Consider the following 25,564-nt stretch of genomic DNA (forward strand, 5'->3'; position numbering starts at 1 on the left):
GCGGGGCCTGGCGACCGGCCGCTCGGTCCCGGACGCGAAGAACCCCCGGCCGGATCTCTCCGACCGGGGGTTCCCCGCCATGTGTGCGCGAGGGGGGATTTGAACCCCCACGCCCTTTCGGACACTGGCACCTGAAGCCAGCGCGTCTGCCGTTCCGCCACTCGCGCGCCGCAGAAGATTAACACGATTCCGGGGGCCCTCCTGACCACCCCCTCGGTGGCGCCCCGGGACCCCGCCTCCACGCCCCGCGCACACCCCGCCGCGACCTCTTCACCAGGGACGCGCCACACCCGTCGTCCCCAGGGAGAGCCTCCGGACCTGGTCCGCGGCTACCATCGACGCAGTGTGTCGGGTGCACGTTGGCGCCCGACCGTTCGCGCGTGCGGTGAGGAGGTGGTGGGCGTGGGCATCCTGGACCGGTTCGAGCACGGTGTGGAGCGCGTGGTGAACACCGCGTTCGCCAAGGCCTTCCGCAGCGAGGTGAAGCCCGTCGAGCTGGCGAGCGCGCTTCGTCGCGAGGTCGACGACCGGGCCGCCGTCGTCGGCCGCGACCGGACGGTCGTGCCGAACGAGTTCACGCTGGAGCTGTCGCCGTCGGACTACGACCAGGTCGAGGCCTGGGGCGCCGAGGCGCTGGCCGACGAGCTGGCCGCGAACGTCACGGAGCACGCGACAGGCCAGCGGTACGCGTTCGTCGGCCCCGTGACGGTGGCGTTCCACGAGTACGAGGACCTCGAGACCGGCCGGTTCCGGGTGAAGTCGGCGACGGTGCGCGGCGCGGCCGCCCCGGCGACGACCGCCGCCCCGAGCCCGCGGCACCCGCTCATCGACATCGACGGCCAGCGCTACCTGCTGACCGGCCCGGTCACGGTCATCGGCCGCGGCTCGGAGGCCGACATCGTGGTGGACGATCCGGGCGTGTCCCGCCGGCACCTCGAGATCCGGGTCTCGTCGCAGGGCGTCGTCGCCTCGGACCTCGGTTCCACGAACGGGTTGTTCGTCGAGGGCCACCAGGTCCCCGCCGCGACACTCCTGGACGGGAACACGCTCACCATCGGCCGGACCCGCATCATGTTCTGGACGGGCGACGGCGACGGACAGGACCAGGACGAGTGAGCCACGGCACGCAAGGCACGCATGAGTGAGCTGACGGTCACCCTGCTCCGCCTGGGCTACCTCGTGCTCCTGTGGGCCTTCGTGCTGTCCGCGATCGGGGTGCTGCGCCGGGACCTGTACGGGACCCGCATCACGAGCCGCCGCAAGCCGCGCGCCGAGGCGCCGGCCGCCGGGCCCGCGACGGCGCCGTCGGCCACCCCGCCCGTGCCGGAGCGCGGCCGCGGACGCCGCAGCGGCCCCACCCGCCTCGTCGTGACCGAGGGCCCGCTGCGCGGCACGACGCTCCCGCTCGGGTCGTCGGCCGTGCTGATCGGCCGCGCCCCCTCCTGCACCCTGGTGCTGGACGACGACTACTCGTCCTCCCGGCACGCGCGGGTGTACCCCGAGGGCGGGCAGTGGCTGGTCGAGGACATGGGGTCGACCAACGGCACGTTCCTCGACGACCGGAAGGTCACCGACGCGGTGCCGGTCCGCCCCGGTGCGCAGATCCGCATCGGCCAGAGCGTCCTCGAGCTGCAGGGGTAGCGGGGATCGTGGGCATCGCGCTGCGGTACGCCGCCCGGTCCGACGTGGGGCTGGTCCGGTCGAACAACCAGGACTCCGCCTACGCCGGCCCGCACCTGCTGGTCGTCGCGGACGGCATGGGCGGGCACGCCGGGGGCGACGTCGCGTCGTCCGTGGCGATCGCCGCCCTGGCCCCGCTGGACGGCGAGTCGCACGGCCCCGACGACGCGCTGGACGAGCTCGAGCGCGCGCTCGAGGAGGCCCGCGAGGAGATCATCAGCCGCTCGGAGTCGAACCCCGAGCTCGCCGGGATGGGGACGACGGTCACCGCGATCCTGCGGGCCGGCAACAAGCTCGCGATGGTGCACCTCGGCGACTCCCGCGGCTACCTGCTGCGCGACGGCGTGCTGACCCAGGTCACGACCGATCACACCTTCGTCCAGCACCTGGTCAACACGGGCAAGATCACGCCCGAGGAGGCCGAGACCCACCCGCAGCGCTCCGTCGTGATGCGGGTGCTCGGCGACTTCGACGTCGACATCGCCCCGGACCTGTCCGTCCGCGAGGCGCGGGCGGGCGACCGCTGGCTGCTGTGCTCGGACGGGCTGTCGGGCTTCGTCAGCGGCGAGACGATCGCGCGCACGCTGTACGAGCTGCCGGACGTCGACACCTGCGCCGAGCGGCTGGTCCAGCTCGCGCTGCGCGCCGGCGGCGGCGACAACGTGACCGTGGTGGTCGCCGACGTGCTCGAGCTGAACGAGGTCCGCGACGGCGCCGGCCCGACCACGAACGCCGTCGTCGTCGGGTCCGCGGCCGTCTCCCGCAACCGCCCGACCGCCGCGCAGGACGGGCCCGCCGCTCGCGCCGCCGAGCTGTCCCGGCAGGCCAGCACCCCCGGCGGGGGCGTGGCCGTGGTGGACGACGCCGACGACGCGGAGGACGACCCCGACGAGCGCCGCGCGCGCCGGCGCCGCCGGGTGCGCCGCCTGGTGCTGAGCCTGCTCGCGGTCGTGGTCGTGGCCGGGGCCGCGTTCGGGTTCTACCGGTGGACGCAGACCCAGTACTACGTCGGCGTGGACGGCGAGGTCGTCGCGATCTACCGCGGCATCCCGCAGTCGGTCGGACCGGTGTCCCTGTCGGAGGTCGTCGAGACCAGCGACGTCGTCGTCGACGACCTGCCCGCGTTCGTGCGCGAGCGCCTCGACCAGACGATCCACACCGCGACGCTGGCCGACGCCCGCGAGCGCGTCGCGTCGCTCTCCGAGGACGCCGAGCCGGAGCCGAGCCCGACGCCGACCCCGACGACGCCCGCCGCCCCGGCCGCCACGTCCGGCGCCACCGCCCCGCCGGCAGGACCCTGATGGCCACGGTGGAGGCGCACCGCGTCCGCGCCGGCCGCGGCACCGAGCTGGGTCTGCTGGTCCTGGCACTGGCGATCGCCATCGCGGCGTACGCGCTGGTCGGGCTGGGCGCGACCGACGAGCTCCCGGCCGACGTGCTCGGGTACGGGGCCGGCCTGGCGGGCCTGGCCCTGGTCGTGCACGTCGTGCTGCGCTGGCGCGCGCCCTACGCGGACCCGGTGATCCTGCCGTCGGTCATCGCGCTCAACGGCATCGGGCTGGCCATGATCTACCGGATCGACCTGGCCCGGGAGGCCCGCGGCGGCACGGAGATGTTCGCCGGCCGGCAGCTGGCCTGGTCGGCGATCTCGGTGGTGCTCGCCTGCGCGGTCCTGGTCGTGCTCCGCGACCACCGCACGCTGCGCCGGTACACGTACACCGCGATGGTCGTCGGCCTCGCGCTCATCCTGCTGCCCCTGGTCCCCGGCCTCGGCGTGACCATCAACGGCGCGCGGATCTGGGTCCGCGCGCTCGGGTTCTCGCTGCAGCCGGCCGAGCTGGCCAAGATCGCGCTGGCCGTGTTCTTCGCCGGCTACCTGGTCACGCACCGCGACACGCTCGCCCTCGCCGGACCCAAGGTCCTGGGCCTGCAGCTCCCCCGCCTGCGCGACCTCGGCCCGATCGCCGTCGTCTGGGCGGCGTCGATCGCCGTCCTGGTGCTGCAGAGCGACCTCGGCACGTCGCTGCTGCTGTTCGGCCTCTTCGTCGCGATGCTCTACGTCGCGACCGAGCGGCTGTCGTGGATCGTCATCGGCATGGTGATGTTCGCGGGCGGCGTCGCCTTCGCGACCACCGCGTTCGGGCACGTCGCGGCGCGGTTCCACATCTGGCTGCACGCGCTCGACCAGGACGTCTTCGAGCGGTCCCCGGGCGGCTCCGGCCAGCTGGTGCGCGGGCTGTTCGGCCTGGCCAGCGGCGGGCTGTTCGGCACCGGCTGGGGCCAGGGCCGGCCCGACCTGGTGCCGTTCGCCGAGTCGGACTTCATCATCGCGTCGCTCGGCGAGGAGCTCGGCCTGACCGGGCTCATGGCGATCCTCACGATCTACCTGGTGCTGTGCCAGCGCGGCCTGCGCACCGCGATCGGCGTCCGGGACGGCTTCGGCAAGCTGCTCGCCGCCGGCCTGGCGTTCGTCATCGCGTTCCAGTGCTTCGTCGTCGTCGGCGGCATCACCCGGATCATCCCGCTGACCGGCCTGACGACGCCGTTCCTCGCGTACGGCGGCTCGTCGCTCCTGGCCAACTGGATCATCGCGGCGCTGCTGCTGCGCATCTCCGACGACGCCCGGCGCCCCGCGCCCGAGCCGGGCGGCGAGCTCCTCTCCACCCCGGCCGGCGGCCTGCCGCTCGACGAGGACGCCCGCAACCCCGTCGCCGTCGCCGGCGACGACCAGCCCACCGAGCAGCTGCGCCGCACGTCAGGGGGTGGTCGCGCGTGAACACCGCCCTCCGCCGCCTGGCGACGGTCGTCGTCGTCATGTTCCTGGCCCTGCTCGCCGGCACCACGTGGGTGCAGTTCGGCCAGGCGTCCGCGCTGAACAACGACTCGCGCAACGTGCGCACGCTGTACCGGGAGTACGGCAAGCCGCGCGGCCCGATCATCGTGGCCGGCCAGCCCGTGGCGCAGTCGACGGCCGTCGACGACCCGTTCGGGTTCCAGCGCGCGTACAGCCAGCCCGAGCTCTACTCGACGGTCACCGGCTTCTACTCGGTCGTGAACGGCGGCTCCCAGCTCGAACGGTCGATGAACGACGTGCTCACCGGCCAGGCCGACTCGCTGTTCTGGACGCGGATCCAGGACCTGATCACGGGCGCGCAGCCGCAGGGCTCGTCCATCGAGCTCACGATCGACCCGGCGGCGCAGCAGGCGGCGGTCGACGCGCTCGGCGGCCAGCAGGGCGCGGTCGTGGCGGTCGAGCCGTCGACGGGCCGGATCCTCGCGATGGTCTCGACGCCGGGCTTCGACCCGAACGCCCTCGCCACGCACGACACGACGGCGGCGAACGCGGCGTACCAGCAGCTCCTCGCGGCCGAGGGCGACCCGCTGATCAACAAGACCACCAGCGAGAACTACCCGCCCGGATCGACGTTCAAGCTGGTCACCGCCGCGGCGGCCCTGGAGTCCGGCGACTACACCCCCGACTCGGTGCTGTCCGCGCCCGACATCTACACGCTGCCCGGCACCCGGACCACCCTGCCCAACTTCGGCGGCTCGTCCTGCGGGGCGAACCAGCAGACGACGCTCGCGGACGCGCTGCGGATCTCCTGCAACACGGCCTTCGCCTCGCTGGGTGTGGACCTCGGCGACGACGCGATCCGCGAGCAGGCCGAGAAGTTCGGCTTCGACCAGACCGACCTCACCGTGCCGATGCGCGTCGCCGCCTCGCGGTACCCCGAGGACCTGAACGACGCCCAGACCGCGCTGTCCGCGATCGGCCAGGAGTCCGTCCGGGCGACCCCGATCCAGATGGCGATGGTCGCCTCGGCGATCGCGAACGGCGGCACGCTGATGACGCCGTACCTCGTGCAGACCGTGCGCACCGCGAACCTCGACGTCGTCAGCGAGGCGGACCCGACCGAGCTGTCGCAGGCCGTCTCCCCCGCGACCGCCCAGCAGCTGACCGACATGATGATCGGCGTCGTGCAGTCCGGCTCCGGCACGTCCGCGCAGATCCCCGGCGTGGCGGTCGCCGGCAAGACCGGCACCGCGCAGACCGGCGTCGAGGGCGACGCCCCGCACGCCTGGTTCACCGGCTTCGCGCCCGCGGACAACCCGCAGGTGGCCGTCGCGGTCATCGTCGAGCACGGCGGCTCCGTCGGCTCCGAGGCCACCGGAGGCCGGGTCGCCGCGCCGATCGCCAAGGCCGTCATGGAGGCGGTGATCAACCCGTGAGGCCGGCACCGGGCGTCGTGCTGGGCGGGCGCTACCGCCTGACCCGCCAGATCGCCGTCGGCGGCATGGGCGAGGTCTGGGCCGCGCACGACGAGTCCCTGGCGCGCGACATCGCGATCAAGGTGCTCCGCGAGGAGTACGCGGGCGACACCGGGTTCCTCGAGCGGTTCCGCACCGAGGCCCGCAACGCCGGCAGCCTGTCGCACGCCGGCATCGCCGCGCTGTTCGACTACGGCGAGCAGGACGGGTCGGCGTTCCTGGCGATGGAGCTCATCGTCGGCGAGCCCATGAGCGACCTGCTCGAGCGTGAGCCGGTGCTGCCCCCGCGCCGGCTGCTGCCGATCCTGGCGCAGACCGCGCGGGCCCTGCACGCCGCGCACGAGGCCGGCGTCGTGCACCGCGACGTGAAGCCCGGGAACATCCTCATCACGCCCACGGGCAAGGTGAAGATCACCGACTTCGGCGTCTCGCTGTCCAGCAACCAGGTCCCGATGACCGCCACCGGCATGGTGATGGGCACCGCGCAGTACCTGTCGCCCGAGCAGGCCGTCGGCGGCCCCGCGACGGCGGCGTCGGACATGTACGCGCTCGGGATCGTCGCCTACGAGGCGCTGGTCGGGCACCGGCCGTTCACCGGGCCCACCGCCGTCGACATCGCGGTCGCGCACGTGAACACTCCGGTCCCGCCGCTGCCGCCCTCGGTGGACCGGCAGATCGCGCGGCTCGTCATGCGGCTGCTCGCCAAGGACCCCGCCGACCGGCCGCGGACCGCCGAGGAGCTGGCGGACCTGTTCGACGCGCTCGTCCCGCACACCCCCGCCGGCGGCAGCCCGCCGGTGTCGATCGTGCCGGGGCGTTCGGCCTCCGGCGCCGGCGCGGGCGCCCGGTCGGGCGCGCGCGAGACGGCCGGCGAGTCGCGCGCGACCGGCTCGCGGCCCAGCGAGGCCGGCGCGATGCGCGTGCGCGGGTCGGCGGGCTCGGCCGCCTCCCCCGCGGCGACCGCGACCGACACCCCGCCGTCCTTCGACCCGCGGACGGGACGGCCGACCACCGGTGCCCGCACGGCCGCGCCGGCGCCGACCTACCGCGCGACGGCCGGTCGCGGCGGCGCGCACAGCAACCCGACGACCCGCGCGCACGCCCGCGTGCAGCGGGGCACCGGCGGCGGGCGGTTCCACGTCCGCTGGCCGCTCCTGGTGCTCGCCGTGCTCGTCGTGGCGCTCCTCGGCGCCGCGCTGGCCGACCGCCTGACGGGTGACACGGGGTCGCTCGCCCCCGTGGGTACCAGCGAGTACACCCGGGCGGCCACCGAGGGTGGGATGATCTGGCGAGCACTGCCCGGCGCAACCGCGCCGGACGCGCAGACGACGACAGCGAAGGACGCCTAGTGGTGGACGACGGATCCCGGATCCTCGCCGGACGGTACGAGGTCGGTGAGCTCATCGGCCGTGGTGGCATGGCCGAGGTGCACATCGGGCACGACGCGCGCCTCGGGCGCACCGTGGCGATCAAGATCCTGCGCTCCGACCTCGCGCGCGACCCGTCCTTCCAGGCGCGGTTCCGCCGCGAGGCGCAGGCCGCGGCCGGCCTCAACCACCCGTCCATCGTCGCCGTGTACGACACCGGCGAGGACGTGTACACCGAGCCGACGGGCGCGACCGCGCACGTGCCGTTCATCGTCATGGAGTACGTCGAGGGCCACACGGTCCGCGACATCCTCCGCGACGGGCAGGCCGTGCCGATCGAGGAGGCCATCGAGATCACCGCCGGCGTGCTGTCGGCGCTCGAGTACTCCCACCACGCGGGCATCGTGCACCGCGACATCAAGCCGGCGAACGTCATGCTCACTCCCACGGGCGCCGTCAAGGTGATGGACTTCGGCATCGCGCGCGCCGTCGCCGACTCCGCGGCCACCATGACGCAGACCCAGGCCGTCATCGGCACCGCGCAGTACCTGTCGCCCGAGCAGGCCCGCGGAGAGACCGTCGACGCCCGCTCCGACCTGTACTCGGCCGGCTGCCTGCTGTTCGAGCTGCTGACCGGGCGCCCGCCGTTCATCGGCGACTCCCCCGTGGCCGTCGCCTACCAGCACGTCCGCGAGATCGCCCCGGCGCCGTCCTCGGTCGCGTCCGACGTGCCCGAGGTGCTCGACCGGATCACCGCCAAGGCGCTGGCCAAGGAGCGGGACGCCCGCTACTCGTCCGCCGCCGAGTTCCGCGCCGACCTCGAGGCCGCCGCCCGCGGCGGTGCGGTGTCCGCCCCGGCCGTGGCCGCCGCGGCCCTGGGCGCCGGCGCCGCGACCCAGGTCCTCGCGCCCGACGCGGCCGCGACCCAGGTCATGCCGGGCGACGCCCCCGCGTGGGCGCCCACCGGACCCGGCACGTCGGTGCTGCCCGCGCAGGCCGACGAGGAGCCGGACGAGGAGAAGAAGTCCAAGCGGTGGCTGTGGATCACGCTCAGCGTGATCGCGGTCCTCGCCGTGGGCGGCCTCATCTGGCTGCTGACGCAGGACCGGGAGCCGGACGTCGTCATGGTCCCCGTGCCGACCGTCACCGGTCAGGCGGAGGCGGACGCGACCACGGCGCTGACCGGCGCGGGCTTCGAGGTGGACCGGCAGGCCGAGGCCAGCGCCGACGTGCCCGAAGGCTCCGTCACCCGCACCGACCCGGCTGGCGGCACGGAGGCCGAGGACGGCTCCTCGGTCACCATGTGGGTGTCCACCGGTCCGAACGCCGTCACGGTGCCGGACGTCTCCGGGCTGACCCAGGACCAGGCACGCCAGCAGCTCACCGACGCCGGCCTGGTCGTGGGCACCGTCCGCGAGGACGACAACCCCGCCCAGCCCGAGGGGCGGGCGCTGGGCACCGAGCCCGGCGCGACGCAGTCGGTCGCCGAGGGGTCGTCGGTGACGCTCGTGCTCTCGTCCGGCAACGTGGAGCTCCCGGACCTCACGGGCCAGACCGAGGACGCCGCGAAGGAGACGCTCAACGGTCTCAAGCTGACGGCCAACACGTCGTCGGAGGAGAGCGCGGACGTCGCCCCCGGCACCGTGATCCGGCAGGACCGGGCTCCGGGGCTGGTCCGGCAGGGATCGACGGTCAACCTCGTCATCGCCACCGCCCCGACGACGGTCACCATCCCGAACGACATCGTCGGCAAGTCCGAGGCGGACGCCACCGCGCAGCTCCAGGGCCTGGGCCTGCAGGTCGACGCCGTGTCCTCCGACGACCCGTCCAACCAGCCGGCCGGGACGGTCCTGTCGTCCGACCCGCGCGCGGGCTCGACGGTCCCGCTCAACAGCACGGTCACCCTGACGCTGTCCTCGGGCCCGAACCCGACGGGCGGCAACCAGGGCAACGGCGGCGGCAACGGCAACGACGGCTGAGCACCCGGCTCCACGCGGGCCCCGATCCCCTCCGGGCGGATCGGGGCCCGCGTCGTCTCCCAGGGTCGCCGAGATCGGTGCTTCGGCCCGAGATCGGCGCTTTGAACCACCGATCTCGAGTCAAAGCACCGACCTCGGCCCACGCTTCGCGGACGCGCGCAAGGCTCGTCGGACGCGGGCGGACAGGGACGGCGGGTCGGCCAGGTCCTTCCAGGTCACGCGGACGAGCCTCCAGCCCGCCTCCTCCAGCGCGTCCTGGCGACGCTTCTCCTCGAAGAGCGCGGTCGACGCCGCGCGACCGTCCGGGCCGTACTTGACGCGGCCGTCGAACTCGACTGCGACCTGCTCCTCCCGCCAGCCCAGGTCGACCCAGCGCCAGCCCAACCGCGTGCGCACCGCGACCTGCGGCTCCGCGGCGGGGAGTCCCGCCTCCAGGAGGTGCCAGCGCGCGAGCGACTCGCCCGGAGACTCCGCCCGCTCGTCTCCTCGAGCGAGCACGGTCCGGGCTCGTCTGATCCCGCGACGCCCAGCCGACTCCTCGACGAGCCGCTTCAGGTCCTCGGGGGCGGCGCCCGCGCGCAGCCCCGAGTCCACGACCACGAGCGCGCTCGGTCCCGGGAGCGAGGACGCGCAGTCGAGGAGCGTCCGTGCGAGCGGGGTGACCGGAAGGCGGTGGAGGCTCTGCACCTCGACCGCGCGGCGGGCGTCCGCGACCCAGTGCTCGACCACGCCGGTGCGCGGTCGACCGGCGGTCGACCGCCGGGACAGCGGGGCGGTCACGTCCACCTCGGCGGGGACGGTGTCCAGAGCACACCCCCAGAGCGCTGCCGCCGTGCGATGGCTGAACCAGTGATCGCCCGAGCGCAGGACGTGGACGGCTGCGGCACGGCAGAGCAGCAGGTGCAGAGCAACCGCCCACGGCTCCGTCGAGGCTGCCGGAGCCGCGTACGCACCGCGCAGCACCCTCAGCAGCGACCCGTCGGCCAGCCGGGCACGGAGCTCGTCGCGATCGATTTCGCGCGTCCGCAGCACCGGGGGCACGAACGGCCGCACCACGGAAGCCAACGCCCGTCGAGGCGTTCGGGAGTCAGGTGATGAGGAGTGCGGCGTGGTCTCTCGATGTGATCCCATGCGGAGACGGTCGCCGCCGACCGCCTCCGGCCGCGCGCGTCGTCCCCAGATCACGCCTCGTCCGCACGTGCGGCAGACCTGTGGTCGCCCCGGTGCGCCGTCGTGCCCAGGCGCCGAAATCGGTGTCTTGCGCCGAGATCGGTGCTCCGTACCACCGATCTCGTGCCGAACGACCGATCTCGGCGAGGGAGGCGCGCGGCCCGGGCTACGGGCGGACGAGGGGGTGGAGGTCCGCGGAGCGGGCGATCGCGTCGCGCTCGCCCGTCAGGGTCAGCCAGTTCGCCAGGAGGCGGTGGCCGCCCTCCGTCAGGACGCTCTCCGGGTGGAACTGGACGCCGTGCAGCGGGAGCGTCCGGTGCTGCAGGCCCATGATGATGCCGTTCGCCCGCGCGGTGACCTCCAGGTCCGACGAGACCGTGTCGTCGACGACCGCCAGCGAGTGGTACCGGGTCGCGGTGAACGGCGTCGGCAGGCCCTCGAAGACGCCGTGGCCCTCGTGGGACACCAGGCTGGTCTTGCCGTGCATCAGCTCCGGGGCGTGGGTGACGGTGCCGCCGAACACCTCGCCGAGCGCCTGGTGCCCCAGGCAGACCCCGAGCATGGGCGTGCCGGACTCGGCGCAGTCGCGGATCACCTGCATGGACGCGCCGGCCTCGGACGGCGTGCCCGGGCCGGGCGACACGAGGACCCCGTCGAACTCCCCGCGCTCGGAGACCGGCGGCACGGCGTCGTTCCGCACGACGACGGTCTCGGCGCCGAGCTGGTCCAGGTACCCGACGATCGTGTAGACGAACGAGTCGTAGTTGTCGACGACCAGGATGCGGCTCATCGTCAGCCCTCCCCCACGGTGGTGTCGTTGAACGGCATGTACGGGGCGAGCCAGGGGAACACCCACATGAAGCACGCGGCCAGGACGGCCACGGCGAGGACGAGCAGGATCAGGACGCGCACCAGGGCCGGCCCCGGCAGGTGCCGCCACAGCCACCCGTACATCAGGAGACCTCCGCGAGCTCGGCGGGCACGCCCTCGGAGACGGGGGCCCAGTAGTCCAGGACGCCGTGCGCGATGTACCGCTCCCGCGCGGAGAACATCGGGTGGCAGGTCGTCAGGGTGATGAAGCGCTCGGTCGGCTCGGCGCCGGGCTGGTCGGGCACCGGGGCGATGACCTGCACGTCGTCGGGCATGACGATCTGCGAGGACGTCACGCGGTAGACGTACCAGGTGTCCTCGGTCCACACGACGACCGGGTCGCCCTCCTGGAGCTCCGCGATCCGGTTGAACGGCTTGCCGTACGTCGTGCGGTGCGCGGCCAGCGAGAAGTTCCCGACGCCGCCCGGCATCGCGGTGCCCTCGTAGTGCCCGACGCCGAGCGGGTTGAGCACGTTCGGCCGGTCGGTGCCCTGCGTGATGGTGCGGGTCGGCTCGCCGTCCCAGCGCGGCACCCGCATGGACGCGAACGTCGTGAGGTACTCGGGCTCGGCCATCACGGGCGGCTCGTCGTACCGGGGGGTGACGATCGCGGGGCCGTCGGACGCCAGCGGCTCCAGGGGCTCGTCCCAGCCCTGCTCCTGGACGAGCTGGGCCTGCTCGCGGTTCGACTCGACGTCGGTCCACCACAGCTGCCAGGCGAGGAACGCCAGCAGCAGCACGCCGGCGGTGATGAGCAGCTCGCCGAGCACCCCGACGGCGCCGAGGACGACGCCGCCCCCGCGCGCCGGCTGCCGGTCGCGCGACCGATCGGCACGTCGCGCGCCGCGCCGGCCCCCGCCCGCGTCGACGGACGCGCCACCGTCGCCGGACCCGCCCGGCTGCTCGTCGCGGCCGTGCGCGTCGGGCCGGGTGATCTCGGTCCCGCTCATTCCTCGGTGTCCTCCTGGCGCGCGGCGGGGCTCGTCCCGGTGCTCGTGGCGGTGCTCCGGTCGGCGACGAGACCCGGGAGGACCTCGGTGCCGGACGGCACGCTGGCGTACCGCATGTCGACCGAGCCATCGTAGGCGGGCACCTGCACGCCCTGCTCGGGGCGGGTGACCTGGTACCCGAGCCCGACGGCGTCCACCCAGGACCGGTAGGCGCGCACGGCGGGGTCCTCGGCGAGCGCGTCGAGCAGCTCCTCGGGGTCGCCCACGGCGGTGACGACGTACGGCGGGGAGTACCGCCGGCCCTGGAGCGACAGCACGTTCCCGATGCACTGGAACGCGCTGGTGGAGATGACGCGCTGGTCCATGAGGGCCATGGCCTCCGCTCCCCCGGCCCAGAGCGCGTTGATGACCGCCTGGAGGTCCTGCTGGTGCACGACGAGGTCGTCCGGGCCGGCGCCCGCGACGCGCGGGCCGTCGGGCGGCGCGTCGTCGAGGCTGACGGTGATGCCCGTGCCGGTGACCGCGACCTTGCCGGAGGCGATGTCGAACGCCTCGCCCGCCGACTGCCACTCCAGGCCCACCGAGTCGGTCTGGGTCTGCGTGAGCGCGTCGACCTCGGAGCGCAGCGAGGCCACCTGGTCCGCCAGCCGCTCCCGGCGGGCGTCCTCGTTGAACTGGAGCCCGGCGAGGTCCTGCGGCTGCCGGGCGTCGGTCCCGCTGGCGAGCCGGGCGTTCGCGGTGAACAGCGCCCCCGCCAGCGCCATGACCAGGCCGATCGACAGCGTGCCGCGGAGCGCGCGACCCCGGCGGTGCCGCTGGATGCGGTGCTGCGCGTGCTCGCGCGCCGCGCGCAGCCGGGCCGACGGTTGGGTGGGCGACGAGGGTCCGGCGGCCGCGCCGGGCGATGCGGACGGACCCCTGGGCGCGCCCGGGTCGTCCGACGCCGCCGGCGCCGCGTGGACCCCGTGGGCCCGACGCTCAGGGTGCTGCTCGGGCACGCTCATCCCCCTCGGTTCTCCGCCACTACGCTAGGCCACGTCCACGCGGGTCCGTGCGCGCGTCCGCAGCGCGGCGCGGGCCGGATCCGCCGAGCAAGACGGTCGACGTCAGGAGCATCCCGTGCCCAAGTCCAGGACGCGGCAGAAGTCGCACTACACCGCGCCCACCGAGCGCTCGTCCGGCCCCACGGTCAACCCGCCGTGGTTCGTGCCCGTGCTCGGTGGCCTGCTGCTCGTCGGTCTGCTGTGGATCGTCGTCACGTACCTGACGAACTTCGACTTCCCGATCCCCGGGATCGGGTCGTGGAACCTCGCGATCGGCTTCGCGTTCGCGCTGGTCGGCCTCGGGATGGCCACCCGCTGGAAGTGACCGGGCCGTCGTGGCCGGGCCGACGAGGACGTCGCCCGGCCCGGCGCCCGCACGCGCCGTCACGCGCATACGGACGGCGTGCTTGCGCGCGGCCCGGGCCGTTGTCCCCAGGCCGGCGCCGGTTGTCCCCAGCCCGTCCCCCGGTGAATCCGCGGCGGATCGGCACGATCGGGGGCCCCGTCCCCAACGGTGCACAACCCTGTGGATAACTACACCGGTGTAATTCCACACCTGTGAGGAACGCTGGGGACCTCCGTCAGACGCCCGCGTAGGTCACCAGGGCGGCCCCCACGAGCAGCACGGCGACCGCCGCGCACGACCCGGCGGCGACGAGCGTCCGCCGTTCCCGCGGCGCGTAGGCGAAGGCGGCGCCCAGAGCGGCACCCACCACCAGACCGCCGAGGTGCGCCTGCCAGGCCACGCCGGGCAGGACGAAGCCGAGCACCGCGTTGATCGCGATGACGGCGACGATGCCGCCCGCCGACCTCCCCACGCGGCGCAGGACGACCAGGACCGCCCCGAACAGGCCGAACACGGCGCCCGAGGCGCCGACCAGCCCGGTGTACCAGCTCTGGGTGTCCGGGGTCGCGAGCAGCAGGAACATCACCGAGCCGCCGACCGCGCTCAGCAGGTACAGCGCGAGGTACCGCCAGCGGCCGAGCGAGGCCTCGAGGAACGGGCCGACCGACCACAGCGCGATCATGTTGAACGCGATGTGCGCGATGTTCCCCGTCGAGTGCAGGAACGCCGCGGTGAGGAACCGCCACGGCTCGGTCTCCCCGATGAACGGGGCGAAGGCGAGGTCCTGGGTCCACCGCGGGGTGGTCACCTGGAGCACGTAGCTCAGCACGCACAGGCCGATCAGCGTGAGCGTGACGACCGGGCGGCCGCCGGTGACCCGGCCGCCGAACGCGGTCCGCGCGGGCCGCTGCTGACGCTGCGCGTCGCGCACGCAGTCGACGCACTGGATGCCCACCGCAGCCGGGCGCTGGCACTCCGGGCAGGTCGGCCGGCCGCACCGCTGGCACCGCACGTAGGCGATGCGGTCGGGGTGCCGCGGGCAGACGGGAGCGGGAGTGGGCGCAGGGCCCGGCTGCGGTTGGGTCATCGACGCGTCAGGACTCGAACGAGACCGACTCGATCACCACGTCCTCGACCGGGCGGTCGCCCGGGCGGGTACGGGTGGTGGCGATCGCGTCCACGACGGCGCGGCTCTCCGCGTCGACGACCTTGCCGAAGATCGTGTGCTTGCCGTTGAGGTGCGGCGTCTCGGTCACGGTGATGAAGAACTGCGAGCCGTTCGTGCCGCCCACCTGGCCCGTGATCGGGTCGCGGCGGAGGCCCGCGTTCGCCATCGCGAGCAGGTACGGCTCGGAGAACCGCAGCTCGGGGTGGATCTCGTCGTCGAAGGTGTAGCCGGGGCCGCCGGTCCCACGCCCGAGCGGGTCGCCGCCCTGGATCATGAAGCCGTCGATGACGCGGTGGAAGATGACGCCGTCGTACAGCGGGGCGCCGGTGCGGGGCTCGCCCGTCGCCGGGTCGGTCCACTCCTTCTCACCGGTCGCGAGGCCGCGGAAGTTCTCCACGGTCTTCGGGGCGTGGTTCTCGAAGAGCTCCAGGCGGATGTCGCCACGGTTCGTGTGCAGGGTCGCGTGCATGCCCGCCATCCTGTCACGCGGACGTGTGGGTCGGCCGGGTGAGGAACCGGTGTTCTCCCCGGACGAACACAGCGCCGCCACCTGCGCGGGAGGCCGGACGGTGGCAGAGTGGGGAGCCACCTGACCAGCCCGAGCAGGAGAGTGTGGACATGGCGTTCCTGACCCGACGGAGCAAGATCGAGACCGTCACCGACCACCTGACGTCCGAGCGCCTGAAGGGCCAGGCCGCCGACGTCGGCGCCGCCCTCGCCGACGCGAGCAGCAAGGCCGCCGACAGCGCGGGCAAGCTGGCCGCGACCGCGAAGGTGCAGGCGGGCGAGGCGGCGGTCGCCGCCAAGGGCGCCGCCGGCCAGGCCCTCGAGTGGACGCAGCCCCGGGTGGAGGCGGCGATCGAGTGGCTGATCCCGCGGATCGACCACCTGTACAAGGAGAGCGTCAAGGCCGCAGCCCCGCGCGTGGAGAAGGCGGCCGTCAAGGCGAGCCCCGTCATCGACACCGCGCACGACAAGCTGGTCGACGACCTGCTGCCCAAGCTCGTGCAGGCCGTCAACGACGCCGCCGAGCGCGCCGGCTCCGCCGTCGAGCACGTGGCGGACAAGGAGGCGGGCAAGAAGAAGGCGCGCGCCGCGGCCGCTGCCGCCGCCGCGGCCGCCGCCGCCAAGAAGGCGGACAAGAAGCAGCACAAGGGCGCCAAGCGCTTCTTCCTGTTCGCCACGATCCTCGGCGCCGGTGCCGCGGTGTTCGCCTGGACCCGTTCGCGGACCACCACCGACCCGTGGGCCGAGCCGTGGGAGCCCGAGGCCCCCGCCGCCGACCAGCTCCGCGCCCGCGCGGGCGACGCCGCCGACGCCGTCGGCCAGGCCGCCGGCGAGGCCGTGGCGCGCGGCCGCGAGGCGACCCACAAGGCCGCCGAGCGCGTCGCGGAGGTCCGCGAGGCCGCCGAGGAGCGCGTCGCCGACGCCACCGAGAAGGTCACCGAGGCCGCCAAGAAGGCGACCCCGCGCCGCGCGGCGCCGAAGAAGCCGGACACGGCGACCGAGGGCACCGACGAGGGCGCCACGGGCGCCTGAGCGGCCCCGGACGACGCAGAGCGGCCCGGCACCCCTCGGGGTGCCGGGCCGCTCTCGTGCGTGGTGGAGCCAAGGGGACTCGAACCCCTAACCCCCTGCTTGCAAAGCAGGTGCGCTACCAATTGCGCCATGGCCCCGTGCGACCGCCCGCGTGCGGACGGCCTGGGTTCCGGCCGCGCAGCAGGCGGCGGAGGTGCGGAGCGGGGGTCTACTCGACCGAGTCGGTGACCTCGGCCCACAGGTCGCGGTCGTCGCGCTCGGCGGCGTACCGCGTCCAGAGGACGTAACCCGCGGCGGCGACCGCCGCGAGGAGCAGCAGCTTCTTCATGGATTCCTCCACGGGGCTTCGGGAGTGGGCCTAAGAGGACTTGAACCTCTGACCTCTTCCTTATCAGGGAAGCGCTCTAACCGTCTGAGCTATAGGCCCTCCGCACGCCAGCGTGCTGGCGTGCCGGACGAGACTACCCCAGCCGGGGCGTCCCGCCCAAACCGGGGGTCACTCGTCCGTCATCGTGACGTGCACGCCACCGACCAGCGCGGCGGTGATGTTGTACAGGAACGCGCCGATGGTCGCGAGCGCCGTGATCAGGAAGATGTCCACGACCGCGACCAGGGTGGCGATCGACAGCACGCGGTCGAACTCGACGTACTGCATGAGGTCGATGTTCGAGTCGGCGAGGATCTCGGTGACGAGGTCGTTGATCGTCGCGAACACGTGCAGCGAGTCGAGCGTGATCCACACGACGGCGGTCGCGACGACGATCATGATGCCGATCGCGACGGACATGAGGAACGACAGCTTCATGACCGACCAGGGGTCGACCCGCGAGACCGCGAGCCGCACCCGGCGCGGGCCGGAACCGCCGAGCGCGGAGGTCCCGGAGGGCCGCGCGCCGGCGGTCGAGGTGCCGGACCCGGCCTTCGCCGTGGAGGCGCCCGCGGCGGCCGCCGGTGCCGCGCCTGAGGAGGACGACGCGCCCGCCGCGGCCGGCCGGACCGGCTCCTGCGTGGTGGTCGTCGCCGCGGCGGCGGACGTGCGGCCGGAGCCGCCCGGGGCGGAGGCCGGCGTGGCCTTGGTCGCCGGGCCCTTGGCCGCGGGGGACGCCGCGGCCGGCGCCTTCTTCGCGGCCGGGGCGGTCGCCCGCTCGGCCTGCTCGGTGGCGGTGCGGCCGGACGGCTTGTCGCCGGCGTCGCCCTTGCGGGGCGGGATCGACGGAGGCGTGTCGGTCACGCGTCCTCCTCGGAGGTCTCGTCAGCCACCGGGGCGTCCGGAGCTGTGGTGGCGCTGGTGTCCTCGAGGGCCGCGGACGTGGTCACGTCCGGCTCGCCCGACTCACCCACGGTACCCGCCTCGTCACCGAGGTGACGCTCGATGTTCCGTGCGACCGCGATGATCCGGTCCCCGTTGTCGGGCTTGGCGAAGATGACGCCCTGGGTCGTGCGGCCCGTGGCGTTCACCTCGGAGGTCGCCGAGCGGACGATCTTGCCGCGCTCCATGATGACCAGCACCTCGTCGTCCGCGTCCGTGACCAGGGCGCCGACCAGGTCGCCGTTCGCCTCGGGCAGGTTGGCGACCTTGATGCCGAGGCCGCCGCGGCCCTGGACCCGGTAGTTCTCCACGGTGAGCGCGGTGCGCTTCGCGATGCCGCCCTGGGTCACCGTGAACAGGAACGCCTCCTCGCGGACGACGTCCATCGCGAGCAGCTCGTCGTCGGCGCGGAACTTCATCCCGGTGACGCCGGAGGTCGCCCGGCCCATCGGCCGCAGCGCCTCGTCGGTCGCGGTGAACCGCAGCGACTGGCCCTTGCGGGACACCAGGATCAGGTCGTTCACCGAGTCGACGATGCGGGCCGAGACGAGCTCGTCCGGCTGGCCGTCCTCGTCCTCGCGCAGGTTGATCGCGATGACGCCGCCGGACCGGTTGGAGTCGTACTCCGCCAGGCGGGTCTTCTTGACCAGCCCGCGCTTGGTGGCGAGCACCAGGAACTCGGCCTGGTCGTAGTCCCGCAGGTCCAGGACCTGGGCGATCTTCTCCCCGGGCTGGAACGCCAGCAGGTTCGCGACGTGCTGGCCCTTGGCGTCGCGGCCGCCCTCGGGCAGCTCGTACGCCTTGGCGCGGTAGACGCGGCCGAGGTTGGTGAAGAACAGCAGCCAGTGGTGCGTCGTCGTCACGAAGAAGTGGTCGACGATGTCGTCCTCGCGCAGCTGCGCGCCGCGCACGCCCTTGCCGCCGCGGCGCTGGGCCCGGTAGTTGTCCGAGCGGGTCCGCTTGGCGTAGCCGCCGCGGGTGATGGTGACGACCATCTCCTCCTCGGCGATGAGGTCCTCGACCGACACCTCGCCGTCGAAGGGCAGGATCGTCGTGCGGCGCTCGTCGCCGTACTTGTCGACGATCTCGTCCATCTCCTCGCGGACGATGCCGCGCTGGCGCTCGGGGGACTCGAGGATGGCCCGGTAGCCGAGGATCTCCTGCTCGAGCTTGGCGTACTCGTCGAGGATGCGCTGGCGCTCCAGGGCGGCCAGCCGGCGCAGCTGCAGGGTGAGGATCGCGTTGGCCTGGACCTCGTCGATGTCCAGGAGCGCCATCAGGCCCGAGCGCGCCTCGTCGGCGTCGGGGGAGCGGCGGATGAGCGCGATGACCTCGTCGAGCGCGTCCAGCGCCTTGAGGTAGCCGCGGTAGATGTGGATCTGCTCCTCGGCCTTGCGCAGCCGGAAGCTCGTCCGCCGGACGATGACGTCGAGCTGGTGGGTCGTCCAGTGCCGGATGAACGCGTCCAGGCTGAGCGTGCGGGGCACGCCGTCGACGAGCGCGAGCATGTTGGCGCCGAACGTGTCCTGCAGCTGGGTGTGCTTGTACAGGTTGTTCAGCACGACCTTGGCGACGGCGTCGCGCTTGAGCACGATGACCAGGCGCTGGCCGGTGCGGCCCGAGGTCTCGTCGCGGATGTCCGCGATGCCCTGGACGCGGTTCTCGCGGACCAGGTCGGCGATCTTCTTGGCCAGGGTGTCCGGGTTGACCTGGTACGGCAGCTCGGTGACGACGAGGCAGATCCGGCCCTGGATCTCCTCGACCTCGACGACGGCGCGCATCGTGATCGAGCCGCGGCCGGTCCGGTACGCCTCCTCGATGCCCCGGTGGCCGAGGATCGTGGCACCGGTGGGGAAGTCGGGGCCCTTCACGCGGGTGAGCAGCGCGGCGAGCAGCTCCTCCTTCGACGCCTCGGGGTTGTCCAGGTGCCAGCGGACGCCCTCGGCGACCTCGCGCAGGTTGTGCGGCGGGATGTTGGTCGCCATGCCGACGGCGATGCCGGCGGAGCCGTTGACCAGCAGGTTCGGGAACCGCGACGGCAGGATCGACGGCTCCTGGGTGCGGCCGTCGTAGTTGTCCTGGAAGTCGACGGTGTCCTCGTCGATGTCCCGGACCATCTCCATGGCCAGCGGCGCCATCTTGCACTCGGTGTACCGCGGGGCGGCGGCGGGGTCGTCGCCGGGGGAGCCGAAGTTGCCCTGGCCGGCGACCAGCGGGTACCGCAGCGACCAGTCCTGGACCAGGCGGACCAGGGCGTCGTAGATGGCCGTGTCGCCGTGCGGGTGGTACTTGCCCATGACGTCGCCGACGACGCGGGAGCACTTGGAGAACTGCCGGTCGGGCCGGTAGCCGCCGTCGTACATGGCGTACAGGACGCGGCGGTGCACCGGCTTGAGGCCGTCGCGGACGTCCGGGAGCGCGCGGCCCACGATGACGGCCATCGCGTAGTCCAGGTAGGACCGCTGCATCTCGAGCTGCAGGTCCACCTGGTCGATGCGGCCGTGCTCGATGTTGTCGCCGGTCAGCTCAGTCACAGGTCAGGGTCCTTCGGTGGGACGGACCCGGCGCGCGGCGTGCGCCGGGGTCGTGCGGAGGGTCGGGCGCGGTCAGATGTCCAGGAACCGCACGTCGCGCGCGTTGCGCTGGATGAACGAGCGGCGGGACTCGACGTCCTCGCCCATGAGCACCGAGAAGATCTCGTCCGCCGCGGCCGCCTCGTCGAGGGTGACCTGCAGCAGCGTGCGGTGCTCCGGCGCCATGGTGGTCTCCCACAGCTCCGAGTAGTCCATCTCGCCGAGACCCTTGTACCGCTGGATGCCGTTGTCCTTCGGGATCCGCTTGCCGTTGGCCTGGCCGTCGGCCAGCACGGCGTCCCGCTCGCGGTCGGAGTACACGTAGTCGTGCGGCGCGTTCGACCACTTGATGCGGAACAGCGGGGGCTGCGCCATGTAGACGTGGCCCTTGAGGATGAGCTCCGGCATGTACCGGTAGAGCAGCGTGAGCAGGAGCGTCCGGATGTGCTGGCCGTCGACGTCGGCGTCGGCCATGAGCACGATCTTGTGGTACCGCAGCTTGGACAGGTCGAAGTCCTCGCCGATGCCGGTGCCGAACGCGGTGATCAGCGCCTGGACCTCGGCGTTGCCGAGCGCGCGGTCGAGGCGCGCCCGCTCGACGTTGAGGATCTTGCCGCGCAGCGGGAGGATCGCCTGGGTCTGCGGGTTCCGGCCGCGGACGGCCGAGCCGCCGGCGGAGTCGCCCTCGACGATGAAGATCTCGCACTCGGCCGGGTTGTTGGACTGGCAGTCCTTGAGCTTGCCGGGCATCGAGTTGGACTCGAGCAGGCCCTTGCGGCGGGTGGCCTCGCGGGCCTTGCGGGCCGCGAGCCGCGCCTGGGACGCCTGGATGGCCTTACGGATGACGTCCCTGGCCTCGTTCGGGTGCGAGTCGAGCCAGTCGCCGAACTGCTCGTTGACCACGCGCTGCACGAAGGTCTTGGCCTCGGTGTTGCCCAGCTTGGTCTTGGTCTGGCCCTCGAACTGCGGCTCGCCGAGCTTGATCGACACGACGGCGGTGAGGCCCTCGCGGATGTCGTCGCCCGTGAGGTTGTCGTCCTTCTCCTTGAGGATGCCCTTGTCGCGCGCGTACCGGTTGACCAGGGAGGTCATCGCCGCGCGGAAGCCCTCCTCGTGCGTGCCGCCCTCGGTGGTGGAGATGGTGTTCGCGTAGGTGTGCACCGACTCCGAGTAGGCGCTGGTCCACTGCATCGCGACCTCGACCGAGATCTTGCGCTCGGTGTCCTCGGCCTCGAAGTCGATGACGTCGGGGTGCACGAGGTCGACCTTCTTGGCCGAGTTCAGGTGCTTCACGTAGTCGACGAGGCCGCCGTCGTACTTGTAGGTGACGGTGCGGGCCGCGTGCGCGTCCGTGGCGGGGGTGTCGTCGCCGGCGACCTCGTCCTCGGTGTCACCGTGCTGCGGGCGCTCGTCGGTCAGCGAGATCTGCAGGCCCTTGTTGAGGAACGCCATCTGCTGGAACCGGGAGCGCAGCGTCTCGAAGTCGAACTCGACGGTCTCGAAGATGCTGGGGTCGGCCCAGAACGTCTGCGAGGTGCCGGTCTCCTCGGTGGCCTCGCCCTTGCGGAGCTCGCCGTTCGGCTTGCCGCCGTCCGCGAAGTCCTGCTCCCAGGTGAACCCGTCGCGCTTGACGACGGTCTGCACCTTCGTGGAGAGCGCGTTCACCACGGAGATGCCGACGCCGTGCAGGCCGCCGGACACGGCGTAGCCGCCGCCGCCGAACTTGCCGCCCGCGTGCAGGATCGTCATGACGACCTCGACGGTGGGCCGGCCCTCGGTGGGGTGGATCGCGACCGGGATGCCGCGGCCGTTGTCGACGACGCGGACGCCGCCGTCGGCCAGCAGCGTGACCTCGATGTGGTCGCAGTAGCCGGCGAGGGCCTCGTCCACGGAGTTGTCGACGACCTCGTACACGAGGTGGTGCAGGCCGCGCTCGCCGGTGGAGCCGATGTACATGCCGGGACGCTTGCGGACGGCCTCGAGGCCCTCGAGGACGGTGATCGCGGACGCGTCGTAGGCGGGAGTCCCGTTCACCGTCCCCCCGGGTGCGGCGGAGGAAGGTCCGGTGGAGGGGCTCTGGTCAGCCACGGGCGGTGGTGCTCCTCAGTTCTCACACGCGGCGGAGGCGGCCGTCCTCCGCGCGGGAGGGCGGATCACTCCACGACGACGGAGATCGTGCGTCCTGGACCGGCGCAGACGCGCCAGAGATGTCGATTCCCAGTGTACCCGGCCCCGCGCCGGAAACCCCTGCGAACCGCCCTGCCTGTGGACGCGCTCCGCCGCGTCGTCGTGGGGGACGGGCGCCGTCCCGTCAGCCCCAGGTGTCCCGGGGCCCGCGGCCCTTGACGGAGCGGCGGCCCTTGCCGAACCCCGGGCCCTGCGGACCGAGCACCCGGACGTCCTTCACGACGCCCTCGCCCACGTCCTCGGCCATCCGCCGCACGAGCTGCGGCGCCAGCATCTTGAGCTGCTGCGCCCACGCCGAGGAGTCGGTCCGGACCACCAGCACCCCCTCGGTGAAGGTCTCCGGCGTGCAGTGGTCGGCGATCTGGTCCCCGACGACCTCGCGCCACCGGCCGACGACCCCGCCGACCGACACCTCCTGCACCCAGCCGCGGTCCCGGAACAGCGAGGCCATCGTCGCGGACACGGTCAGGGGGTCGCGGGGGTGCACGCCGGCGCCGCCGAGCTCGGCGGGGGAGAGCGGCGACCGCGCGCGGGGCGCCTGGCCCGGGCGGTAGCCCTTCGACCGGGCGACCGACCGGAACCGCGCCAGGGACAGCCGGGCCATCTGCGCGGCCGGCGTGACGTCGAGCTGCTCGGACACGGGGACGGCCGGGTCGAACGACGGGGCGTCGTCGGCGTCGCCGACCGCGGGCCGGCCCGGGGTCGCGCCCTCGGCGGCGCCCCCGGGGGAGGTCACGTCGTCAGGCGACACGGGCGACCTCCGACGCCAGCACGTCGTAGCGCGAGCCGGCCAGCCGCTCGGGCACGTCGCCCGGGACCGCCGCCGTGACGAACACCTGCCGCGCGCCGGCCACCATCTCGGCCAGCCGCTCGCGCCGCTTCGCGTCGAGCTCGGCGAACACGTCGTCCAGCATGAGCACCGGCTCGCCGTCGGGCCCGGAGTCCGCGACCCACAGCTGCGCGGCGTCCTCGGTGGTGCCCGCCTGCGGGCCGTTCGTGAGCAGCTCGTAGGAGGCGAGCCGCAGCGCGAGCGCGACGGACCAGGACTCGCCGTGGCTCGCGTACCCCTTCGCGGGCAGGTCGCCGAGCGTGAGCACCAGGTCGTCGCGGTGCGGGCCGACCAGGCACACGCCGCGCTCGAGCTCCTTGGGCCGGACCCGCGCGAGCGCCTCGAGCATCTGCGCCTCGACGGCGCGGGCGGGGGTGGCGGAGTCGGCACCGGGCTGGGCCGGCCCGGCGGCGGGCGGCAGCGTGTCACGCTCGGCGTCCGCGCCCGCCAGGGCCGCGGCGAGCGAGGACCGGTAGCCGACCTGCGCCGCGCCCTGGCCGTCGCTCACCCGCTCGTACGCGTCGCCGACGTAGGGGTCGAGCGCGGCGACCACGGCCTGCCGGGCGACGATGACGTGCGCCCCGAGCTCCGCGAGCTTGGCATCCCAGACGTCGAGCGTGCTCAGGTCGAGGTTCGACCGGGACCCCCGGAAACCGGCTGCGGACTTGAGCAGGGCGGTGCGCTGCTTCACGACCCGGTCGTACTCGGAGAACACGCCCGCGAGCCGGGGCGTCACCTGCACCGCCAGCTCGTCGACGAACCGCCGGCGCCCGTCCGGGTCGCCCTTGACGAGCGCCAGGTCCTCGGGCGCGAACAGCACCGAGCGCAGCGCGCCCACCACGTCGCGGGCCCGGGACGGGGCGCCGTTGAGCTTCACGCGGTTCGACCGGCCGGAGCCGAGCTGCGCCTCGATGACCAGCGCGCGCTCGGATCCGTCGTCCTGCGCGCGCACGATGCGCGAGCGCACCACGGCCGCCGACGCCCCGGCTCGCACGAGCGGGGCGTCGGTCGGCACGCGGTGGCTGCTGAACGTCGAGACGTAGCCGATCGCCTCGACGAGGTTGGTCTTGCCCTGCCCGTTCGGCCCGACGAGCGCGGTGATCCCGGGCTCGAAGGTGAGATCGACCTGGTGGTACGACCGGAAGTCCGTCAGGGACAGGTGCGAGACGTACATCGGCGGGGCGTCAGCCCTCCGAGCGCACGCCGGACGGGGCGTCGCCGGAGATGGGGGCGCCCGCGGCCTTCACCGCGTGCCCGCCGAACTGCTGGCGCAGCGCCGCGACCGCCTTCATCGCGGGGGACTGCTCCTGGCGGGACTGGAACCGGGCGAACAGCGCGGCCGTGATGACCGGCAGCGGCACGGCGGCCTCGATCGCCTCGTCCACGGTCCACCGGCCCTCGCCCGAGTCGGCGACCCAGTCGTCGATCGCCTCGAACTGCTGGTCCTCCTCGAGCGCCTTGACCAGGAGCTCCAGCAGCCAGGAGCGGACGACCGTGCCGCGCTGCCAGGCCTTCATGGTGCCGGCGACGTCGGTGACGATGTCCTTGGCGGCCAGCAGCTCGTAGCCCTCGGCGTACGCCTGCATGAGGCCGTACTCGATGCCGTTGTGCACCATCTTGGCGTAGTGACCCGCGCCGACCGCGCCGGCGTGCACGAAGCCCTCCTCGCGGGGGCCCTCCGGGCGCAGCGCGTCGAACACCGGCATGACGCGCTCGACCTGCGCGGCGTCGCCGCCGACCATGAGGCCGTAGCCGTTCGCCAGGCCCCAGACGCCGCCGGACACGCCGACGTCGACGAAGTGGATGCCCTTGGCGCCGAGCTGCTCGGCGTGGCCCTTGTCGTCGCCGAAGTACGAGTTGCCGCCGTCGATGACCAGGTCGCCCTCGGCCAGCAGGCCGCCGAGCTCCTCGATCACGGAGTGCGTGACGGCGCCCGCGGGCACCATGACCCACACGACGCGCTCGCCGGCGGGCAGCGCCTCGACGAGCTCGGCCAGCGACGCGACGTCGGAGACCTCGGGGTTCCGGTCGTACCCGGTGACCTCGATCCCCGCGTTCCGCATCCGGTCGCGCATGTTCGCGCCCATCCTGCCCAGACCCACCAGGCCGATCCGCATCGCTCCACCTCTCCTCGCCCGACCGCCGCCGGGACGGCTTCGCGTCCCGCGGCGTCCTTGTCGCCCGCCATTCTCCTGCGGCGACGAGGGTGCTGACGACCGGTGGGCTCGTCTCGCAGGTCACACCCGGTGCGGGCCCGGCCCGGCCGGGCGCGCCCTCTCGGCCGG

The 25,564-nt window shown here is 73.4% G+C and carries 22 protein-coding genes, 3 tRNA genes and 1 pseudogene; 9 read left to right on the plus strand and 17 right to left on the minus strand.

Translation table 11 applies throughout. From position 1 onward, the window contains the following. Positions 1-84: 84 nt before the first annotated feature. A tRNA-Leu gene (locus tag AC3WUG_RS04615) sits at positions 85-167 on the minus strand. A gap of 235 nt (positions 168-402) precedes the next feature. Between AC3WUG_RS04615 and AC3WUG_RS04620 the strand changes: the two genes are divergently transcribed. The 7 genes from AC3WUG_RS04620 to pknB are packed head-to-tail and all read left to right on the plus strand — an operon-like array spanning position 403 to position 9,295. Next, a complete protein-coding gene (locus AC3WUG_RS04620) occupies positions 403-1,116 on the plus strand; it encodes an FHA domain-containing protein (RefSeq protein WP_147795101.1) in 714 nt (237 codons plus the stop codon). 21 nt (positions 1,117-1,137) lie between these two features. Beyond that, positions 1,138-1,641: an FHA domain-containing protein FhaB/FipA gene (locus tag AC3WUG_RS04625; protein WP_492326577.1), complete on the plus strand. Its 504-nt coding sequence runs from the start codon at positions 1,138-1,140 to the stop codon at positions 1,639-1,641. 8 nt (positions 1,642-1,649) lie between these two features. After that, complete coding sequence (locus tag AC3WUG_RS04630) at positions 1,650-2,981, plus strand: Stp1/IreP family PP2C-type Ser/Thr phosphatase (RefSeq protein WP_492326578.1); 1,332 nt, start codon at positions 1,650-1,652, stop codon at positions 2,979-2,981. After that, positions 2,981-4,456 carry an FtsW/RodA/SpoVE family cell cycle protein gene (locus AC3WUG_RS04635; protein WP_492326579.1) on the plus strand — a complete coding sequence of 492 codons (1,476 nt, stop codon included), beginning with the start codon at positions 2,981-2,983 and terminating at the stop codon, positions 4,454-4,456. The genes AC3WUG_RS04630 and AC3WUG_RS04635 overlap by 1 nt, the downstream gene beginning before the upstream one ends. Beyond that, entirely contained in the window at positions 4,453-5,910 is a 1,458-nt protein-coding gene (locus AC3WUG_RS04640) for a peptidoglycan D,D-transpeptidase FtsI family protein (RefSeq protein ID WP_492326580.1), read from the plus strand. Before AC3WUG_RS04635 ends, AC3WUG_RS04640 begins: the two co-directional genes overlap by 4 nt. Next, positions 5,907-7,298, plus strand: coding sequence for a serine/threonine-protein kinase (locus AC3WUG_RS04645; protein WP_492326581.1), 1,392 nt, complete (start codon positions 5,907-5,909; stop codon positions 7,296-7,298). The genes AC3WUG_RS04640 and AC3WUG_RS04645 overlap by 4 nt, the downstream gene beginning before the upstream one ends. Then, the gene (pknB, locus tag AC3WUG_RS04650; RefSeq protein ID WP_492326582.1) at positions 7,298-9,295 is read left to right on the plus strand and encodes a Stk1 family PASTA domain-containing Ser/Thr kinase; all 1,998 of its coding nucleotides are present in this window, start codon (positions 7,298-7,300) and stop codon (positions 9,293-9,295) included. Before AC3WUG_RS04645 ends, pknB begins: the two co-directional genes overlap by 1 nt. Positions 9,296-9,415: 120 nt before the next feature. Here pknB and AC3WUG_RS04655 read toward each other — a convergent pair whose 3' ends face one another. From AC3WUG_RS04655 to AC3WUG_RS04675, 5 genes are all read right to left on the minus strand, one after another. After that, a complete protein-coding gene (locus AC3WUG_RS04655; RefSeq protein ID WP_492326583.1) occupies positions 9,416-10,081 on the minus strand; it encodes a putative endonuclease domain-containing protein in 666 nt (221 codons plus the stop codon). 550 nt (positions 10,082-10,631) lie between these two features. Next, positions 10,632-11,255, minus strand: a complete 624-nt coding sequence (locus AC3WUG_RS04660) for an aminodeoxychorismate/anthranilate synthase component II (protein WP_492326584.1) — start codon at positions 11,253-11,255, stop codon at positions 10,632-10,634. A gap of 2 nt (positions 11,256-11,257) precedes the next feature. Continuing rightward, positions 11,258-11,419 (minus strand): hypothetical protein, encoded by a 162-nt coding sequence (locus AC3WUG_RS04665; RefSeq protein WP_492326585.1) that lies wholly within the window; start codon positions 11,417-11,419, stop codon positions 11,258-11,260. Beyond that, positions 11,419-12,285, minus strand: coding sequence for a class E sortase (locus AC3WUG_RS04670; protein ID WP_492326586.1), 867 nt, complete (start codon positions 12,283-12,285; stop codon positions 11,419-11,421). Before AC3WUG_RS04670 ends, AC3WUG_RS04665 begins: the two co-directional genes overlap by 1 nt. After that, positions 12,282-13,283: a DUF881 domain-containing protein gene (locus AC3WUG_RS04675; protein ID WP_492326587.1), complete on the minus strand. Its 1,002-nt coding sequence runs from the start codon at positions 13,281-13,283 to the stop codon at positions 12,282-12,284. Before AC3WUG_RS04675 ends, AC3WUG_RS04670 begins: the two co-directional genes overlap by 4 nt. Positions 13,284-13,404: 121 nt before the next feature. Between AC3WUG_RS04675 and AC3WUG_RS04680 the strand changes: the two genes are divergently transcribed. Beyond that, a complete protein-coding gene (locus tag AC3WUG_RS04680) occupies positions 13,405-13,653 on the plus strand; it encodes a cell division protein CrgA (protein WP_492326588.1) in 249 nt (82 codons plus the stop codon). 256 nt (positions 13,654-13,909) lie between these two features. Here AC3WUG_RS04680 and AC3WUG_RS04685 read toward each other — a convergent pair whose 3' ends face one another. Together AC3WUG_RS04685 and AC3WUG_RS04690 are read right to left on the minus strand one after the other, a co-directional pair. Beyond that, positions 13,910-14,605: a rhomboid family intramembrane serine protease gene (locus AC3WUG_RS04685; protein ID WP_492326589.1), complete on the minus strand. Its 696-nt coding sequence runs from the start codon at positions 14,603-14,605 to the stop codon at positions 13,910-13,912. A 163-nt stretch (positions 14,606-14,768) separates the two neighbouring features. Then, a complete protein-coding gene (locus AC3WUG_RS04690; RefSeq protein WP_324844808.1) occupies positions 14,769-15,311 on the minus strand; it encodes a peptidylprolyl isomerase in 543 nt (180 codons plus the stop codon). A gap of 149 nt (positions 15,312-15,460) precedes the next feature. Here AC3WUG_RS04690 and AC3WUG_RS04695 point away from each other — a divergent pair, with 149 nt between their 5' ends. Continuing rightward, positions 15,461-16,381, plus strand: coding sequence for a hypothetical protein (locus tag AC3WUG_RS04695; RefSeq protein ID WP_492326590.1), 921 nt, complete (start codon positions 15,461-15,463; stop codon positions 16,379-16,381). Between the two features lie 61 nt (positions 16,382-16,442). On the opposite strand, the gene AC3WUG_RS04700 is transcribed toward AC3WUG_RS04695, so the two are convergent. The 9 genes and pseudogenes from AC3WUG_RS04700 to gnd all read right to left on the minus strand — a co-directional run. Beyond that, a tRNA-Ala gene (locus tag AC3WUG_RS04700) sits at positions 16,443-16,518 on the minus strand. A 71-nt stretch (positions 16,519-16,589) separates the two neighbouring features. Next, positions 16,590-16,709 (minus strand): DLW-39 family protein, encoded by a 120-nt coding sequence (locus AC3WUG_RS04705; RefSeq protein WP_210417409.1) that lies wholly within the window; start codon positions 16,707-16,709, stop codon positions 16,590-16,592. A gap of 25 nt (positions 16,710-16,734) precedes the next feature. Next, a tRNA-Ile gene (locus AC3WUG_RS04710) sits at positions 16,735-16,808 on the minus strand. Positions 16,809-16,877: 69 nt separating this feature from the next. Continuing rightward, positions 16,878-17,612 (minus strand): DUF3566 domain-containing protein, encoded by a 735-nt coding sequence (locus AC3WUG_RS04715; protein WP_492326591.1) that lies wholly within the window; start codon positions 17,610-17,612, stop codon positions 16,878-16,880. Beyond that, positions 17,609-20,224, minus strand: a complete 2,616-nt coding sequence (gyrA, locus tag AC3WUG_RS04720) for a DNA gyrase subunit A (protein ID WP_492326592.1) — start codon at positions 20,222-20,224, stop codon at positions 17,609-17,611. Before gyrA ends, AC3WUG_RS04715 begins: the two co-directional genes overlap by 4 nt. 72 nt (positions 20,225-20,296) lie before the next feature. Then, positions 20,297-22,297 (minus strand): DNA topoisomerase (ATP-hydrolyzing) subunit B, encoded by a 2,001-nt coding sequence (gyrB, locus tag AC3WUG_RS04725; RefSeq protein ID WP_262348061.1) that lies wholly within the window; start codon positions 22,295-22,297, stop codon positions 20,297-20,299. Positions 22,298-22,574: 277 nt separating this feature from the next. Beyond that, a complete protein-coding gene (locus AC3WUG_RS04730) occupies positions 22,575-23,186 on the minus strand; it encodes a DciA family protein (RefSeq protein WP_492326593.1) in 612 nt (203 codons plus the stop codon). 4 nt (positions 23,187-23,190) lie between these two features. After that, positions 23,191-24,453, minus strand: a complete 1,263-nt coding sequence (gene recF / locus AC3WUG_RS04735; protein ID WP_158371022.1) for a DNA replication/repair protein RecF — start codon at positions 24,451-24,453, stop codon at positions 23,191-23,193. A 10-nt stretch (positions 24,454-24,463) separates the two neighbouring features. Then, positions 24,464-25,399, minus strand: a pseudogene (gene gnd, locus AC3WUG_RS04740) (phosphogluconate dehydrogenase (NAD(+)-dependent, decarboxylating)); the annotation flags it as partial. Between the last annotated feature and the right edge of the window lie 165 nt (positions 25,400-25,564).

This window comes from Cellulomonas sp. EB106-03-03-XG116 (assembly GCF_058792015.1).

Bases quoted from the DNA above. Each gene is read 5' to 3' on its own strand.
- AC3WUG_RS04695 (WP_492326590.1), top strand. From the start codon at position 15,461: ATGGCGTTCCTGACCCGACGGAGCAAGATCGAGACCGTCACCGACCAC.
- recF (WP_158371022.1), bottom strand. From the start codon at position 24,453: ATGTACGTCTCGCACCTGTCCCTGACGGACTTCCGGTCGTACCACCAG.
- AC3WUG_RS04635 (WP_492326579.1), top strand. From the start codon at position 2,981: ATGGCCACGGTGGAGGCGCACCGCGTCCGCGCCGGCCGCGGCACCGAG.
- AC3WUG_RS04705 (WP_210417409.1), bottom strand. From the start codon at position 16,709: ATGAAGAAGCTGCTGCTCCTCGCGGCGGTCGCCGCCGCGGGTTACGTC.
- AC3WUG_RS04625 (WP_492326577.1), top strand. From the start codon at position 1,138: ATGAGTGAGCTGACGGTCACCCTGCTCCGCCTGGGCTACCTCGTGCTC.
- AC3WUG_RS04690 (WP_324844808.1), bottom strand. From the start codon at position 15,311: ATGCACGCGACCCTGCACACGAACCGTGGCGACATCCGCCTGGAGCTC.
- AC3WUG_RS04665 (WP_492326585.1), bottom strand. From the start codon at position 11,419: ATGTACGGGTGGCTGTGGCGGCACCTGCCGGGGCCGGCCCTGGTGCGC.
- AC3WUG_RS04660 (WP_492326584.1), bottom strand. From the start codon at position 11,255: ATGAGCCGCATCCTGGTCGTCGACAACTACGACTCGTTCGTCTACACG.
- AC3WUG_RS04670 (WP_492326586.1), bottom strand. From the start codon at position 12,285: ATGAGCGGGACCGAGATCACCCGGCCCGACGCGCACGGCCGCGACGAG.